The sequence below is a fragment of the Rhizobium sp. Pop5 genome (assembly GCF_024721175.1).
Classification (GTDB): Bacteria; Pseudomonadota; Alphaproteobacteria; order Rhizobiales; family Rhizobiaceae; genus Rhizobium.
This window is the reverse complement of sequence record NZ_CP099399.1, coordinates 2,572,634-2,586,691: the sequence shown is the minus strand read 5'-3', so window position 1 is coordinate 2,586,691 and position 14,058 is coordinate 2,572,634. Positions and strand designations below refer to the sequence as shown.

13 protein-coding genes and 1 other RNA gene are annotated in these 14,058 nt (G+C 62.1%); 9 read left to right on the top strand and 5 right to left on the bottom strand.

All coding sequences use genetic code 11. The features are described 5' to 3' along the window. Positions 1 to 51: 51 nt before the first annotated feature. Together NE852_RS15100 and NE852_RS15095 are read right to left on the bottom strand one after the other, a co-directional pair. Positions 52 to 726: a class I SAM-dependent methyltransferase gene (locus NE852_RS15100; protein ID WP_008531111.1), complete on the bottom strand. Its 675-nt coding sequence runs from the start codon at positions 724 to 726 to the stop codon at positions 52 to 54. Next, positions 723 to 1,967 (bottom strand): DUF3419 family protein, encoded by a 1,245-nt coding sequence (locus NE852_RS15095; protein WP_008531114.1) that lies wholly within the window; start codon positions 1,965 to 1,967, stop codon positions 723 to 725. The genes NE852_RS15100 and NE852_RS15095 overlap by 4 nt, the downstream gene beginning before the upstream one ends. A gap of 192 nt (positions 1,968 to 2,159) precedes the next feature. Here NE852_RS15095 and NE852_RS15090 point away from each other — a divergent pair, with 192 nt between their 5' ends. Continuing rightward, positions 2,160 to 3,587: a serine hydrolase gene (locus NE852_RS15090; protein WP_008531115.1), complete on the top strand. Its 1,428-nt coding sequence runs from the start codon at positions 2,160 to 2,162 to the stop codon at positions 3,585 to 3,587. A gap of 33 nt (positions 3,588 to 3,620) precedes the next feature. Here NE852_RS15090 and NE852_RS15085 read toward each other — a convergent pair whose 3' ends face one another. From NE852_RS15085 to NE852_RS15075, 3 genes are all read right to left on the bottom strand, one after another. Next, positions 3,621 to 4,556: a transglycosylase SLT domain-containing protein gene (locus tag NE852_RS15085; protein WP_258155781.1), complete on the bottom strand. Its 936-nt coding sequence runs from the start codon at positions 4,554 to 4,556 to the stop codon at positions 3,621 to 3,623. 115 nt (positions 4,557 to 4,671) lie between these two features. Continuing rightward, on the bottom strand, positions 4,672 to 5,307 hold the full coding sequence (locus NE852_RS15080; protein WP_008531117.1) for a LysE family translocator: 636 nt from the start codon (positions 5,305 to 5,307) through the stop codon (positions 4,672 to 4,674). A 57-nt stretch (positions 5,308 to 5,364) separates the two neighbouring features. Beyond that, on the bottom strand, positions 5,365 to 6,576 hold the full coding sequence (locus NE852_RS15075) for a pyrophosphate--fructose-6-phosphate 1-phosphotransferase (protein ID WP_008531118.1): 1,212 nt from the start codon (positions 6,574 to 6,576) through the stop codon (positions 5,365 to 5,367). A 378-nt stretch (positions 6,577 to 6,954) separates the two neighbouring features. Here NE852_RS15075 and NE852_RS15070 point away from each other — a divergent pair, with 378 nt between their 5' ends. From NE852_RS15070 to rsmH, 8 genes are all read left to right on the top strand, one after another. After that, positions 6,955 to 7,662: a TerB family tellurite resistance protein gene (locus NE852_RS15070; RefSeq protein WP_008531119.1), complete on the top strand. Its 708-nt coding sequence runs from the start codon at positions 6,955 to 6,957 to the stop codon at positions 7,660 to 7,662. After that, a complete protein-coding gene (locus NE852_RS15065) occupies positions 7,659 to 8,420 on the top strand; it encodes an N-acetylmuramoyl-L-alanine amidase (protein WP_008531120.1) in 762 nt (253 codons plus the stop codon). The genes NE852_RS15070 and NE852_RS15065 overlap by 4 nt, the downstream gene beginning before the upstream one ends. A gap of 261 nt (positions 8,421 to 8,681) precedes the next feature. Further along, the gene (locus NE852_RS15060; protein WP_008531121.1) at positions 8,682 to 9,209 is read left to right on the top strand and encodes a lytic transglycosylase domain-containing protein; all 528 of its coding nucleotides are present in this window, start codon (positions 8,682 to 8,684) and stop codon (positions 9,207 to 9,209) included. A gap of 116 nt (positions 9,210 to 9,325) precedes the next feature. Further along, positions 9,326 to 10,510, top strand: coding sequence for an FAD-binding oxidoreductase (locus NE852_RS15055; protein ID WP_258155780.1), 1,185 nt, complete (start codon positions 9,326 to 9,328; stop codon positions 10,508 to 10,510). Between the two features lie 11 nt (positions 10,511 to 10,521). Continuing rightward, positions 10,522 to 11,697 (top strand): FAD-binding oxidoreductase, encoded by a 1,176-nt coding sequence (locus NE852_RS15050; RefSeq protein WP_008531127.1) that lies wholly within the window; start codon positions 10,522 to 10,524, stop codon positions 11,695 to 11,697. Between the two features lie 55 nt (positions 11,698 to 11,752). Next, positions 11,753 to 12,150: RNase P RNA component class A (gene rnpB, locus NE852_RS15045), an RNA gene on the top strand. 426 nt (positions 12,151 to 12,576) lie between these two features. Continuing rightward, positions 12,577 to 13,014, top strand: coding sequence for a division/cell wall cluster transcriptional repressor MraZ (mraZ, locus tag NE852_RS15040; protein WP_008531128.1), 438 nt, complete (start codon positions 12,577 to 12,579; stop codon positions 13,012 to 13,014). A gap of 17 nt (positions 13,015 to 13,031) precedes the next feature. Continuing rightward, positions 13,032 to 14,057 (top strand): 16S rRNA (cytosine(1402)-N(4))-methyltransferase RsmH, encoded by a 1,026-nt coding sequence (gene rsmH / locus NE852_RS15035; RefSeq protein ID WP_008531129.1) that lies wholly within the window; start codon positions 13,032 to 13,034, stop codon positions 14,055 to 14,057. Position 14,058 lies beyond the last annotated feature (1 nt).

Sequence of the window (14,058 nt, the reverse complement as noted above, 5' to 3'; positions counted from 1 at the left end):
TAACCCTCTTTTCACCATATCAACGTAAAAATTCGGTTAGTTTCAAGCGAATTATGAGCGCTTGCTGATAATAGCCGCCCGCCAGGCGTAGCCGCCGCCGACGGTTTCAAACAACAATCTCGCGTTGTTTTCATGGGCTTGGGCTTCCAGGACCTCGCGCAGGTCGGCGCGCGGGGTGACGTGGAATTTCGTAAGCCAGGACTGCAGCATGCGGCGGAACCAGCGCGGCAGGCCTTCCTGCTGGCCGAAATCGACGATGTGCAACTGGCCGCCGGGATTGAGCGCGGCGATCGACGCATCGACGGCGCGCTCCCAGTCCGGGATCATCGACAGGGCATAGGAAATCAGGATGCGGTCGAAGCCGCTGACGCCGAATTCACGCGGGGTGTACGCCGTGGCGTCGGCAACGCGAAATTCCGGGATCGTCGCCTTGGTGGCGAAGGTCTTGCGCGCCGAGATCAGCATTTCCTGGGAAATATCGAGGCCGAAGAGCTTGGCGGTCGGGAAATGCTTGTGGGCGAAGGCCATGTTGCGGCCAGTGCCACAGCCGACTTCGAGCAGGGTGCCGCCCTCGGGCACGTCGAGATTGCGGATCGTGCTGTCGCGGCCGAGAAGGTAATATTTGCGGGTGAGGTCGTAGATATGGCGCTGGTAGCGGTACATGCCATCCATGAGGCTGGCATGTTCCGTGCTCTTTCCCGCCGTCTCGGTGCCGACCTTGCTCACGCCTTCTTCCCGTAGATGTGGAAGCCGCCGTAGATCGCCGAGCGATCGAGCGCGGTCAGTTCACGCGACTTCTCTTCGAAGTAATCCCACTGGTCGCGGATCGAAGGCGACAGGCGGCCTTCGATGATGCTCTTTTCGGCGGCGGTGCGGAAGATCACCCGGGCGCCGTCGCGCGCCGTGCGGGTGATTTCCCGCCAGACGTCGTTCAACTGCGCGTCCGTCATCCAGTCCTGCGCGTCGAGCAGGATGTAACGGTCGCGCGAAGCGGCCGGCTCGCGGGCCAGAAGCTCGGTGAAGCTTGCGTGGTGGACATTGACGCGGTCGACATTGGCGCGGATTACCTCGTAGTGCTCCGGCTTCAGATAGGTCGGCAGCGGGCCTTTCTCTTCGGTGCCGTAGCGCCGGCCGAAGGCCTGCCAGGCGAAGTAGTTGTCGCTCATCGGGAAATGACAGGCGAGCTTTTCCAGGCGATGCTTCAGCACCGGCGCGATCGAATGATCGTCGGCAAGGCTTGCGAGCTCGTCATATTGCTGCGGCGGAATGCCGAGGCCGAAGAGCGAGCTCTTGCGGCCGGTGATCCAGCGCACGACCGGCTTTTCGAACAAGGGCGCGATCTGCTCGTCAAAGAACTGGCGCTGTTCGCGGATCGAACGGGTCTTGGTCATTTCGCGCAGCTTGACGCCATGCAGGCGGGCAAGAAGATGGGCTGCGCCGATGAAGCGGCCGAGCAGGCCGGTTTCATAGATGTTGCGGTCGAAGACGGTGACGCGACGGCGGCCGAACTTGCGGCCGTTCCAGTAGCTGCGGGTCGTCTCATCGAGCCTCGCGGCGAGGTGCTGGTCGAAGGCGCGGCTGTTCGACTTCTCGTTCGGCATCGCGAGGAAGCGGACGAGATCGGCATGATCCGGCAGATGCTTGAAGGCGGCAAGCTTCAGGCGGTTCAGCGCGATATGGTGCGGGTTGAGATCGACGACGTCGATCGAGGCCGGCGCCTTGGAGAGATAGGCGAGCATGTTGCAGCCGCCGGAGCCGATGGTGACGATGCGATGGTTCGGCTTCAACTCCATCGCCTGCATGTCGAGATCCGGATCTTCCCAGATCTGCGGATAGACGAGGCCGGAGAAGAGCAGGCCGAAGAGGCGCTCGGAAAGGCCGTCCTTCGAAAAAGCCTTGTGGCGGAGAAGAGCGTCCTTGAGTTTCCGGTTCTTGCGGAAGCCGGCATCCGGTGCAAATTCTGACATGAGTCTGTCACCTTTTTAGCGTTCAGGGCGTGTAGCGCGCCACTGCTACAGTTTGATGACGTGGGCTGTGGGCTCCGCTCTTCGAAAGCATCCTCCTCCTCGGAAAGTGATCGGGGTGGCGGGTCTTCTTCGCGCCGCCCCCTTTCCGGCGGGCGCAATTCCTGCTTCTCTCCGGCCATTCGGAGGAATGCCATGCGATATGTCCTGCGTGTCCTGAAGGCGCTTGCTCTCCTTCTCGTTCTCCTCGTCATCGCCGGCGCCGGCTGGCTCTACGTCCGGCCGCCGGAACTCCTGCGCGTCGGGGACGGCTACGCCGCCAAAATCGTCTGCTCGAATGTCTTCATCGCCGGCCGGGATGCGGACGAAGTGCTTCATGACGATGTCCAGGCGCCCGGAAATCCGCTGCTGAGGCTGATGCGCGTCAGCGTCGACCGCGACAATGATCGCGTGACGGCGCGTTTCATGGCGCTGTTTGCGCCGAGCTACGCCCTCTATCGCAACGGTCTCGGCTGCACGGCGGTGCCGGACGGCGATTTCGAGGCGGCTGCAAAAGCGGTGCCCTTCGATGCGCCGCCCAGGATGGAAGCGAGTGAGGCAGTGTGGCCGGAGGGTGAGGGCGTCGGCACTCAACCGGATGGGAAGATCGCCGCGCTCTTGGCCGATGCCCGCTTGGCCGGGCCGGCAATGCGGGCGATCGTGGTGGTACACAACGGCCGCATCGCAGCGGAGGCCTATGGTCCCGGATTCTCGGCGAAGACGCCGCTTGTGGGCTGGTCGATGACGAAGACGGTGAATGCGGCGATCCTCGGCCGGCTGATGCTCGACGGCAAGATCGCTTTCGATGACGACCATCTGCTGGCGCAGTGGAAGGATGACGGGCACGCCAGGATCAAGGTATCAGATCTGCTCGGCATGGAGAGCGGCCTTGTCTTCAACGAGGATTATGGCGAGGTCGCCGACGTGACACGCATGCTCTATCTCGATCCCGATATGGTATCGCTGCCGGCCAATGCGCCGATGGAAGCCGCACCCGGCCAGCGTTTCCGTTATTCGAGCGGCACGGCGATGCTCTTGTCACGCATCTGGATGGACAGGGTCGGCAATGCGCAGGCAGCCTTTTCCTATCCGCACGACGCGCTGTTTGCGCCGCTCGGCATGACGAGCGCCGTCTTCGAACTCGACGCGCGCGGCACATTTGCCGGCAGCTCCTATATCTATGCGACGGGGCATGACTGGGCGCGCTTCGGGCAATTCCTGCTGCAGGACGGCGTATGGAACGGGCAGCGGCTGCTGCCGGAGGGTTTCGTCGGCGCCATGCGCACGCCCACAGTGGCTTCGAACGGGCGGTATACGCAGGGCCAGGCCTGGCTTGCGCCCGGCGGCGGCTCGAGCACCTCGTACGGACTGCCGGAGGATACGTTCTGGCTGAGCGGGCATGACGGGCAGAGCATGGCGATCGTGCCCTCCGCGGGACTGGTCGTCGTCCGGCTCGGCCTGACGCCGGGCTGGCTCGGCTATCAGCCGCAGCCGCTTCTCAAGGCGATCCTGGCGGCCTTGCCGCAGGCGGGAGAGCCGCTGCAGCAGGCCGGATCGCAGCAACAGACGGAAGCGCAGCCATAAGCAGGCGCTTCGAAGCTACTTCAGCCTTCGTTGTCAGTAATTGCCTTGGGCGACGTCGGTCATGCCCTTGCGCTTGGCGTCGTAATAATAGCCGCGCGCATAGAGGCGGACGGCGTCGTCTTCCTTGTTGTCGGAGACGAGCCAGGCGCCGCGGAGATATTTCGCGGCGTATTTGATGTTGGTCTCGGCGTCGAAGAGGCCGCCCGGCGCACCGTCGTAGCCCATTGATTTGGCGGTGTTGTATTTGATCTGCATCAGGCCGAAATAGCCACGCTTGTTGTAGGCCTTCGGATTGTAGCGGCTCTCGCGATGGACGATGCGGTGGAGCAGCGTTTCGGGAATTTCGTAGATCTTCGAATATTTCTGGATGAGCTTGGTGACGAAGCTCTTCTCGACAGTCGGCGCATCGTCGGTGTCGTCGTCGCTGAACATCGGCGGCGCCGTCGGCGGATCGATCGGGCCGGATTCGTCAAAGCCGTAATCCATGGAGCGCGGCGTGGTATCGACTGCAGCGAGCGCAGCAAGCGCGCTGTTCTGCGGCGTTGCGGCAAAGGCAAGCTGCGTCGTCGGCTGCGCCGGCGCACCTGGGCGCGGCGTCGGCACGACGGACTGGATCGCCGTCATCTCGGGCGTCAGCGGGATCTGCGCATAGGCTACCGGCTGAATGCCGAGATCGGCGGGCTGGGACGCCGTAGCGGCCGGCATCGCCGTTGCGGTCAGCGGGGGAGTGGTTTGCGTCTGGGGAAGAACGGCGCCGGCGACTGCCTGGCCGGAAGCGCCTTCGGCCGTCGGGATCGCGGCGAGTGTCGCATCCTCGCCGGGTTTCGGCATCGGTATCACGGTCTGAGCGGCGGTCAGTTCGGCCTGTGAAGTGTATTCAACGCTCGAGCACCCCGTCACCACGCCGCAGCAGAGCATCGTGGAAACGACAAGACCGCGTTTTAGGCCGGACAATCCGATCGCTACCATTCCGTCACTTTCGTGAAATCGCGCCGCCCCGGCAGCGTATAAAAGTTACTAAATACCTTAAGCCCCGCCGACCCCATTAACCTATTCGTGGCTTTCCGGCAACCACGGAATGTTACTAAGCTGCAATACGGCGATACCCGGCCGTTACGGCGCCTGCGGCGATGAGCAAAGTGCCGCCGGTGCGGTTTACGGCGCGCTGGACGCTCGCCTTGCGAATCAGTCCGCGGGCGGCATGGGCGAGAAGCGCATAGGTGGAGGCGTTGAGGATCGCCAAGACGAGGAAGGTCGCTTCCATGATCGCCATCTGCCCGAAGAAGGGCAGGGCGGGGTTGAGGAACTGCGGCACGAAGGCGACGAAGAAGACGATGCTCTTCGGGTTGAGGGCGGTGACGACATAGGCGTGCAGGAAGATCTTGAGGGACTTTTCCTCCGGCAGATTGTCGTTGTCGGCGACGGGCTCGCCGATCACCGGAGCCCGCCAGAGCTTGATTCCCAGCCAGATCAGGTAGGCGCCGCCGATCCATTTCAGGACGGTGAAGAGGGCGGCAGAGGTGGCGAGCACCGCGCCGAGCCCGAAGAGGGAAGCCGTCATCGCCGTGAAGTCGCCGAGCGCCACACCGCTCACCGTCGCGAACGCCGTCTTGCGGCCATGGCCAAGCGCATAGGAGACGACGAGCAGTATCGTCGGCCCCGGTATGGCCAGCATGATGGCCGATGCGGCCGCAAAAGCGATCCAGGCTTCAAGCGACATGGTGTCTCCTCCTATTCCTCAGGAAGAAGCAAAGACATCATATTAACGATCCGTCAATCACGCTTCTTTGTATTTCTGCCCTATATTGTCCATGACTTCGGCAAACCATGCCGTAGACAGGTCGAAAGCCTTGCCGCCCTTGATGCGCGGGAATTCTATAGTGCGCAATTTACCGTTCTGGGCTTCATCGTGACCGGTGACGCCGGAGATCTTATTGAGGGCGCTCTCGACGGCGAGATCGACCATGCTCTGGATCAGCCTGAGATCGTCGCCGTTGGCCGGGGCCGAACGGGCAAAGTAGCCCGACTTCTGCACGAGGGAACGTTCGGCGTCGAGCAGGTTGGCGAACTGCTTCTGGAACCAGGCGCCGACATTGATCGTGTCGATCTTTACATGGCCGAAGGCGTCGCGTTTGACGGTCTCGCCGGCGGCTTCGCGCTCGGCGACGATAGCGTCGAGGCAGGCGCCTTCCGAGACGAAGACCGTGGCGTGGCCGGTACGGTCCATGATGTCCTTCAGGCGCGCGGCCTCGGCATCGAGGTCGAAGGCCATTTCAGGCAGGTAGACGGCATCGATGCTCTTCAGATGCGCATCCATCATCAGGCCGTCGACATACTGGTTGCGGCTGGTGCGCTGGAGATAGGCGCGGGCGGTGGCGGCCGTCAGCCATCCGCAATGGCGGCCCATGACCTCGTGGATGACGAGGGTGCGGGGTGCTGCCGTCTGCTCGTTGCTGACATTGTCGAAGAAATGCGCGCCGACTTCGGCGGCGGTCCAGGCGCCGAGCGACTGGCGGATCGGTACGACGTCGTTGTCGACGGTTTTCGGCAGGCCGACGACAGTGAGATTGTAGCCGTTGGCGGCGAGATAGGCGGCAAGGTCGGCAGCTGTCGTGTTAGTGTCGTCGCCGCCGATCGTATGGAGAATGGTGATGCCGTCGTCGGCGAGGCGTTCGGCGGCGACCCTGAGCGGGTTCTCGCCTTCCTTGACCAGGCCGCGCTTGACGCAGTCGGCGGCATTGGTGAGCTTGACGCGGCTGTTGCCGATCGGCGAGCCGCCGTAGCGGTGCAGCAGCGGCGCCTTTTCGCGAATGTCGCGGGTGATCTCGATGCGGTCGCCGAGCAGTACGCCCTGGTAGCCGGACTTGTAGGCGACGATGTCGATCTCGGGTGCGACGTCGCTGTAGCGCTCGATCAGGCCGCCGACGGCGGAGGAAAGACAGGGCGCCAGGCCTCCGGCGGTCAGCATTGCGACTTTCTGTTTGGCCATGGAACCCTCCTGCGGTGTTTCTATGCGGCAGCGTAGCTAGCGCATGGATGCGGCAGGGAAAGGGCACTGTAAAGTAAAGAATTTACGAAAAACGCGCCTTTCTGCGGCTGCGGACAGCAAAGGCCGATGGAAGCGGCAATATAATCGTTTCAAGCCCCGCCTGCCTGTCGGCAAGCTTTTGTGGAAATCGGCTGATTGGCGAGCCGGAGAGAATGGCGCTTATCCACGATGGCGTGGGTCGATGCATCGCATGCTGCGATGCAATAATTACCGAATCGTGAAAACTGTTTTCGATCCTACGACCAATAGCTGCCTTGCAAAGGCTCAGATTCTTTGGTCAAGCTGTTTGCTTGTAACCAAGCATGCGAGAGATCTTCGATGTCCTTCTGGGAAAAACTGTTGAATGCCATTGGCAATACCGCGGGCAATGCGCTCTCCGCGGTGGTCGAGGCCATCCGGACGGTTTTCGAAGGCGATCCGGAGACACGGCGCAAAGTGGCGTTCTCCGTGGCGATCATCGCGCTTTCGGCCAAGATGGCCAAGGCTGACGGCGTCGTCAGCGAGAAAGAGGTCGAAGCCTTCCGCGAAATCTTCGAGTTTCCGGCGGATCAGGCAAAGAACGTCGCCAGGCTCTATAATCTCGCGCGCCAGGACGTCGCCGGCTACGAAGCCTATGCCGAGCGGCTTTCTTCTCTCTGCGTCAGCTGCGCGGCCAATTGCCCGGTGCTCGAAGACGTGCTCGACGGCCTCTTCCACATCGCCAAGGCCGATGGGCTGGTCCACGAGAAGGAACTGAGTTTCCTCCGTCATATCGCCGAGATCTTCCAGATGAGCGAGACCCGCTTCGAGCAGATCGCCGCCCGCCACGTCTTTTCCGACGGCGATCCCTACAAGGTGCTCGGCGTGTCGCCATCGGATGATTTCCCGACGATCCGCCGCCGCTACCATGGCCTCGTCAGCGAACATCATCCCGATCGGCTGATTTCGCGCGGCGTGCCCAAGGAGTTCCATGTGATCGCCAACGAGCGTATGGCGGCGCTGAACGCGGCCTATGCGGCGATCGAGAAGGAACGCCGCGCCGCATGACCTCTTTCGAGGCCGATTACCGAAGCGCATCCGTGCGGCCGTCGCCGAACCATGGCGAGCGGGCGCACGGGCGTCGTCCCGATATGATCCTGCTGCATTATACCGGCATGCCGACGCCGGAAGGCGCGCTCGACTGGCTCTGCCGCGCCGAAAGCCAGGTTTCAAGCCACTATTTCGTGCACGAGAACGGCGACGTGGTGCAACTCGTGCCGGAGGCGCGGCGCGCCTGGCATGCGGGCAAGAGCAGCTGGCACAGCGAGACGGACATCAATTCGCTGTCGATCGGCATCGAGATCGCCAATGCCGGCCATCCCGGCGGCCTTCCCGACTATCCGAAAGAGCAGATCGTCGCGGTGATCGAATTGTGTCGCGACTGTGTCAAACGTTGGTCGATCGCGCCGGAACGGGTGCTTGGCCACTCCGATGTCGCCCCGGTCCGCAAGGTCGATCCGGGTGAGAAATTTCCCTGGGGCCAGCTTCATCAGGCGGGCGTCGGGCACTGGGTCGAGCCGGCAAGGATCACCGGCGGGCGCTTCTTCCAGCGTGGCGACGCCGGCCAACCGGTCGAAGCGCTGCAATCGATGTTGTCGCTCTATGGTTACGGCACTGAAATTACGGGTGAATTCTCCGAGAAGACGGCCGGCGACGTGGAAGCCTTCCAGCGCCATTTCCGTCCCGAACGGGTGGACGGGATCGCCGATTTCTCGACCATCGACACGCTGCATCGGCTGCTGTCGGCGCTGCCGCGTTATTCCTGACGGCAAAGCCCCGATTTCTCGACCATTTTCCTGCTCCGGCCCAGAAATCCGCTGCGCCACATCATTTCCCTATTATCTCCTCATTGCGATGGTCTAAGGACGCCCGCTGAACAGCGCTCGCGGCTGGTTTCAAGTGTAACCGCGAGTGCCAAATGAAACGATAAGAATTTCTGCGGGCGCGATCAGTCCTTGATCGCGTATGACCGGATGACGGCGAGGCGCGCAGTCCTGAAATTCTTTGGGTCGGAGTGAATAGACTATATGAAAAATTTGATTATTGGTGCTGCGGCGTGCTTCTGCATGCTGCTGGCAGGGTATAGCTTTGCCTCGGCGAATGATGACTGGGGTGTCAGGGCGCAAACCATCCCGCTGAAGACCGTCGATCGCCAGAGCGGGTATGCGATGCCGGACTTCTCCACCACCGTTCCCTATGCGGCGCTGATCAACAAATATGCCGCTGAATACGACGTGCCCGTCGCACTTGCCCAGGCCGTCATTCGCGTCGAAAGCAATTTCAATCCGAAAGCGCGGGGCAGCGCCGGCGAAATCGGCCTGATGCAGATCAAGCCGGCAACGGCTCGGATGATGGGCTATTTCGGCACGAGGAAGGGTCTGTTCGACCCCGAGACCAATATCAAATACGGCATGAAATACCTGGCGGCCGCCCATCAGCTCGGCGGCGGGGAGACCTGCAACACCATCCTCAAATACAATGCCGGCCATGCTGCAACTCGCATGAACCCGGTGTCGAAGACCTATTGCGGCAAGGTGCTGGCGATGCTCGACTGAGCAGAGCCGGCAAGTGCACGCGATATCTCTTGCTGCAATTTTGCAATATGAATCAGCGTGCTTGCCGTGATATCCCAGCCTCGAAACGAGGTGGGCCACCTCGCAATGAGGTGGAAATGGCAGTCGATTTCAGGTTCATCGTCATCGGGCGCGGCATGATGGGGGCGGCTGCCGCGCGGCATCTCTCCTCGATGGCCGACGGCATCGCGCTGATCGGCCCGCGCGAGCCGGAGGAACGCAAGGCCCATCACGGCGTCTTTGCCAGCCACTATGACGAAGCGCGCATTACCCGCACCTTCGATGCCAATCTGGCCTGGGGAACCTTCGCCGCCCGCGCGCTTGGCCGCTACCGCGAGATCGAGGCAGAGAGCGGCATTTCCTTCTATTCCGAGGTCGGCTGCCTCTACGTCGGTCCGGGGAAGGCCGAACAGGACTTTTTTCGCAATGCCATAGCCGTCAGCCGGACGCTCGGCAGCTATATCGAGGCCATCGCGCCGGCGGATCTCGGCCGGCGTTTCCCCTATCTTGCTGTCGATGCCGATTTCTCGGGATATTTCGAGCGCAAGCGCGCCGGGCATATCAACCCGCGGGCGCTGGTGCGGGCGCAGGCGCGCCTTGCCGAACGGGGCGGCGTCTCTCTGATCGAGGAAACCGTGACATCGGTGCGCGACGCGGGTTCGCATGTCGAGGTGACGGCCGGCGGCAGAAACTACAGAACCGAGCGGGTGCTGGTCGCGGCCGGCGGCTTCAGCAATTTCCACACCCTGCTGCCGCGTCCTGTCGATACCAGGGTCGTGGGGCGCACGGTTGCCTTCTACGAAATGGGCGAGCGCGAGATGGCGATCTTCGGCAATATGCCGTCGACCATCGTGTTCGGCGATCGGGAGGAGGACCACATTTATATTCTGCCGCCGGTGCGTTATCCCGACGGCAAGACCTATCTGAAGCTTGGCGGCGATACCGAGGCGCTCTCTTTCCGGAAACTGGAGGATGCCGGCGCGTGGTTCCGATCCGATGGGAGTGCGGCCGAGCGCGATCACCTCTCGCGCATAGCCTTGCAGTTGATGCCTGAGCTTGCCGGCTGTTCGGTTACATCGGGCCCATGCGTGGCGAATTTCACGGCGACCGGTTATCCCTATGCCGGCTTCACCCAATCGCCGCGCATCGGAGTGCTTACCGGCGGCAATTTCGTCGCGGCCAAATCCTCCGACGAACTCGGACGGCTGGGCGCCGTGCTTCTGACAGGGGGACGGCTCGGGGATGAGGATTTCGGCCGCGAGCTGACGCCGGTTTTCGCCTGAGGGGAAAGATGATGGCAGTCGATTTCAAATATATCGTTGTCGGCCGCGGGCTCATGGGAGCGGCCGCCGCGCGTCATCTGGCGCGGCAGACGGATGGCGTGGCGGTCATCGGCCCGGACGAGCCGGCTGATCGCAGTCAGCATCAGGGCGTCTTCGCCAGCCATTACGACGAGGGGCGCATCACCCGCACCATCGATCCCGACCGCAACTGGGCGCTGCTCGCCAACCGTTCGATCGGCCGCTACGGCGAGATCGCCAGCGAGAGCGGCATCGCTTTCTATCGCGAGGCCGGTTGCGTCGTCGTCGCGCCTGATGGAAGCGACTATCTCGAGAGAACCAGGCAGGCGGCGGCCTCGCTCGGTGTCGAAACCAGTCTTCACGATGGGGCCGGGCTGAAGGCCGCCTTTCCCTATTTTGCCTTTCCCGATGGCGCCGCGGGCGTCTTCGAGGCGAGGGGCGCGGGACACATCAGCCCGCGCAAGCTGGTCAAGGCGCAGTCGCTGCTGGCGGAAAGGGCGGGTGCCACCGTCATTTCAGACCATGTCGTCTCGATCCGCGAAGAGGGCGGGTTTGCCACCGTCAGGACTGCCGGAGGGGTTACTTATCGCGCTGAAAAGGTGCTGCTGGCGGCGGGCGGATTTTCCATTGCGGAGAATCTCTTGCCGCGGCCCGTTGCCATGACGGTTTACGCCCGGACCGTGACGCTGTTCGAGGTTGGCGAGGCGGAAGCCGCGCGTCTTGCCGCGATGCCGTCGCTCATTCTCGATACACCTGATATCCATATCTATCTCCTGCCGCCAATCCGTTATCCCGACGGCAAATTCTATCTGAAGATCGGCGGCGACCCCGACGATGTGACGCTGAGCGGCGATGCCGAGATGCGGGCCTGGTTCAGGACCGAAGGGCGCGACAGCGTGCGCGCGCATCTGCAGCGCGTCGTTGAAGGTCTCGTGCCCGATATCAGGCCGCTGTCGGTTTCGACGGCCGCCTGTGTCGTCTCGTTTACGCAGAGCGGCTATCCGATGATCGGTTATACCTCTTCGCCCAGCATTGCCGTGCTGACGGGCTGCGCCGGCACTTCGGCCAAGAGCTCGGACGAAATCGGCAGGCTCGGAGCCGAGCTGCTTTTGTCAGGCAGAATCAGTCAGCAGGGCTACTCCACGGATTTCACACCGCAATTTCGTTAAGCGATATCGCTTATTTCGATGGCAATTGCGTTCTCTCTCGTTTATGGGAGCCCTGCCAGTTGGCCGGGCAGCCGCGCTTTACCAATGCCGAAAGGCGGTAAGGTGAGGAAAGTCCGGGCTCCACGGAAACACGGTGCCGGATAACGTCCGGCGAGGGCGACCTCAGGGAAAGTGCCACAGAAAGCAAACCGCCTGTCATGACAGGTAAGGGTGAAAGGGTGGGGTAAGAGCCCACCGCATCTCCGGCAACGGAAATGGCACGGTAAACCCCACCGGGAGCAAGACCGAATAGGGATGACGCGGCGGGCCGAAAGGCCTTCCGGCCGGTTTCCAGGCCAGTCATCCGGGTGGGTTGCGTGAGGCAGCGTGCGAGCGCTGTCCCAGAGGAATGGCTGCCACGTTCCGGTTCACGCCGGAGCCATACAGAACCCGGCTTACAGGCCAACTGGCGATTAACTTTTGTGGCGCGATAAATCCTGTTTTTCAAGGATCTCCTTCAGATAAGCTGCTGAAATCGAATGTTTTCAAGCGAATGCTGATGCGCCCCAGGGGCGGCAAATTCTTTTTGCGATAGCACCGTTGCGCCCCACTTCTGAGGGGCGATCCTAACCCTTTGTTAAACTTAACGGCTTATAAATTTTTGATTATGCGTCCATTGCAAAATGGGCGTATCCCATTGACGCCCATATGGTCCCATGCTATCCCAAATGTGCACTGCACCGGGGCAATCATCTGCCCGTTCATCGCAAAGCAATGGCGACTCCCTCTTGGGGAGGGCCGGACGGGATTTTGCTCATCCGGCTTGCGAAGCTGTGCCTGATATTGGGACTTTCGGGCGTCTTTTGGTCCGGATCCCTGCGGGAACGGATGTTTTGTGTCATGAGCCGCTTCCTTTCGAATGCGACCAACAGGATCGATGCCAAGGGCAGGGTTTCCGTGCCTTCGGCGTTCCGTTCCGTGCTGGCGCAGCGCAATGTCCAGGAGCTCTATTGCTTTCAGGACTTTGTGTTTCCGGCGATCAGCGTCGGCGGCTCGGATCTCCTCGAAAGATTCGAGCGGCAGATTGCTGCGGAAGATCCGTTTTCGCCGGATGCGAACGAGATGTCGCTTCTGATTCACGGGGGCGGGGTCTTCATGAAGCTCGACGCCGAAGGGCGGTTGATGGTTACGGATTTCATCCGCGACTTCACCGGCATCTCGGACGAAGTGACCTTCGTCGGTCGGGCGGATCATTTTCAGCTTTGGCAGCCGACAGCATTTCTGGCTGCGCAGGCGCAGGCACGAGGGGAGCGCAAGCTGGCGGGCAAGCGTTCCTGAAAGGACGAGGGAACGGAATGGTGGCGAATCCTGGCGGAGGTTCAACTGATGCCGGTGGCGGACCGGTTCGCCACATTCCGGTTCTACTTGAAGAAGTTCTCGCCGCGCTTGCGCCTGTGCCCGGCAAGCTCATTCTCGACGGTACCTTCGGTGCGGGCGGTTACACCCAGGCCATCCTTGCGGCCGGCGCCGAGGTAATCGCACTCGATCGTGATCCCAGCGCGATCGCAGCGGGGCAGGCGCTGGTCGCCGCCCATGGCGGTCGCCTCAAGCTCATTCATTCGCAATTCTCGCATCTTGCCGATCATGCGCCGCAGGGCGGGCTCGATGGTGTCGTGCTCGACATCGGCGTTTCCTCCATGCAGATCGATGAAGCTGAGCGTGGTTTCTCCTTCCAGAAGAGCGGGCCGCTCGACATGCGTATGTCGGCGGAGGGTGTTTCGGCCGCCGATGTCGTCAATCGCGCCAAGGTCGCCGATCTCATCCGCATCTTCCATTTTCTCGGCGAAGAGAGCCAGTCGCCGCGCATCGCGCATGCGATCGAGAAGCGACGCGAGGAAAAACCCTTCGAGACGACGCGCGATCTCGCCGGCCTCATCGAACTCGTCACCCCCCGCAAGATGAAGGACAAGATCCATCCGGCGACGCGCGTCTTCCAGGCGCTCCGCATCTTCGTCAATGACGAACTCGGGGAGCTGGCCCAGGCGCTGTTTGCGGCGGAGCGGGCGCTGAAGCCCGGCGGACGGCTCGTCGTCGTCACCTTTCATTCGCTCGAAGACCGCATCGTCAAGAAGTTCTTTTCCGACCGCGCCGGCAAGGCGTCGGGGTCGCGGCACCTGCCGGTCGCTCATGAGCGCGCCGCAACCTTTACGGCGATCGGCAAGCCGATGGTTTCGGCAAGCGAGGCGGAGGCCGAGGCCAATCCGCGCGCCCGGTCCGCCAAGCTGCGCGCCGGCCTGAGAACGGACGCCGCCGCCGAGGCCGCCGATATGTCGCTCTTTGGATTTCCCAATCTTGCCAGTCTCGGAAAGCTTGGAGGTTGAT

Bases quoted from the DNA above. Each gene is read 5' to 3' on its own strand.
- NE852_RS15095 (WP_008531114.1), bottom strand. From the start codon at position 1,967: ATGTCAGAATTTGCACCGGATGCCGGCTTCCGCAAGAACCGGAAACTC.
- NE852_RS15090 (WP_008531115.1), top strand. From the start codon at position 2,160: ATGCGATATGTCCTGCGTGTCCTGAAGGCGCTTGCTCTCCTTCTCGTT.
- NE852_RS15085 (WP_258155781.1), bottom strand. From the start codon at position 4,556: ATGGTAGCGATCGGATTGTCCGGCCTAAAACGCGGTCTTGTCGTTTCC.
- NE852_RS15080 (WP_008531117.1), bottom strand. From the start codon at position 5,307: ATGTCGCTTGAAGCCTGGATCGCTTTTGCGGCCGCATCGGCCATCATG.
- NE852_RS15075 (WP_008531118.1), bottom strand. From the start codon at position 6,576: ATGGCCAAACAGAAAGTCGCAATGCTGACCGCCGGAGGCCTGGCGCCC.
- NE852_RS15070 (WP_008531119.1), top strand. From the start codon at position 6,955: ATGTCCTTCTGGGAAAAACTGTTGAATGCCATTGGCAATACCGCGGGC.
- NE852_RS15065 (WP_008531120.1), top strand. From the start codon at position 7,659: ATGACCTCTTTCGAGGCCGATTACCGAAGCGCATCCGTGCGGCCGTCG.
- NE852_RS15060 (WP_008531121.1), top strand. From the start codon at position 8,682: ATGAAAAATTTGATTATTGGTGCTGCGGCGTGCTTCTGCATGCTGCTG.
- NE852_RS15055 (WP_258155780.1), top strand. From the start codon at position 9,326: ATGGCAGTCGATTTCAGGTTCATCGTCATCGGGCGCGGCATGATGGGG.
- NE852_RS15050 (WP_008531127.1), top strand. From the start codon at position 10,522: ATGGCAGTCGATTTCAAATATATCGTTGTCGGCCGCGGGCTCATGGGA.
- mraZ (WP_008531128.1), top strand. From the start codon at position 12,577: ATGAGCCGCTTCCTTTCGAATGCGACCAACAGGATCGATGCCAAGGGC.
- rsmH (WP_008531129.1), top strand. From the start codon at position 13,032: ATGGTGGCGAATCCTGGCGGAGGTTCAACTGATGCCGGTGGCGGACCG.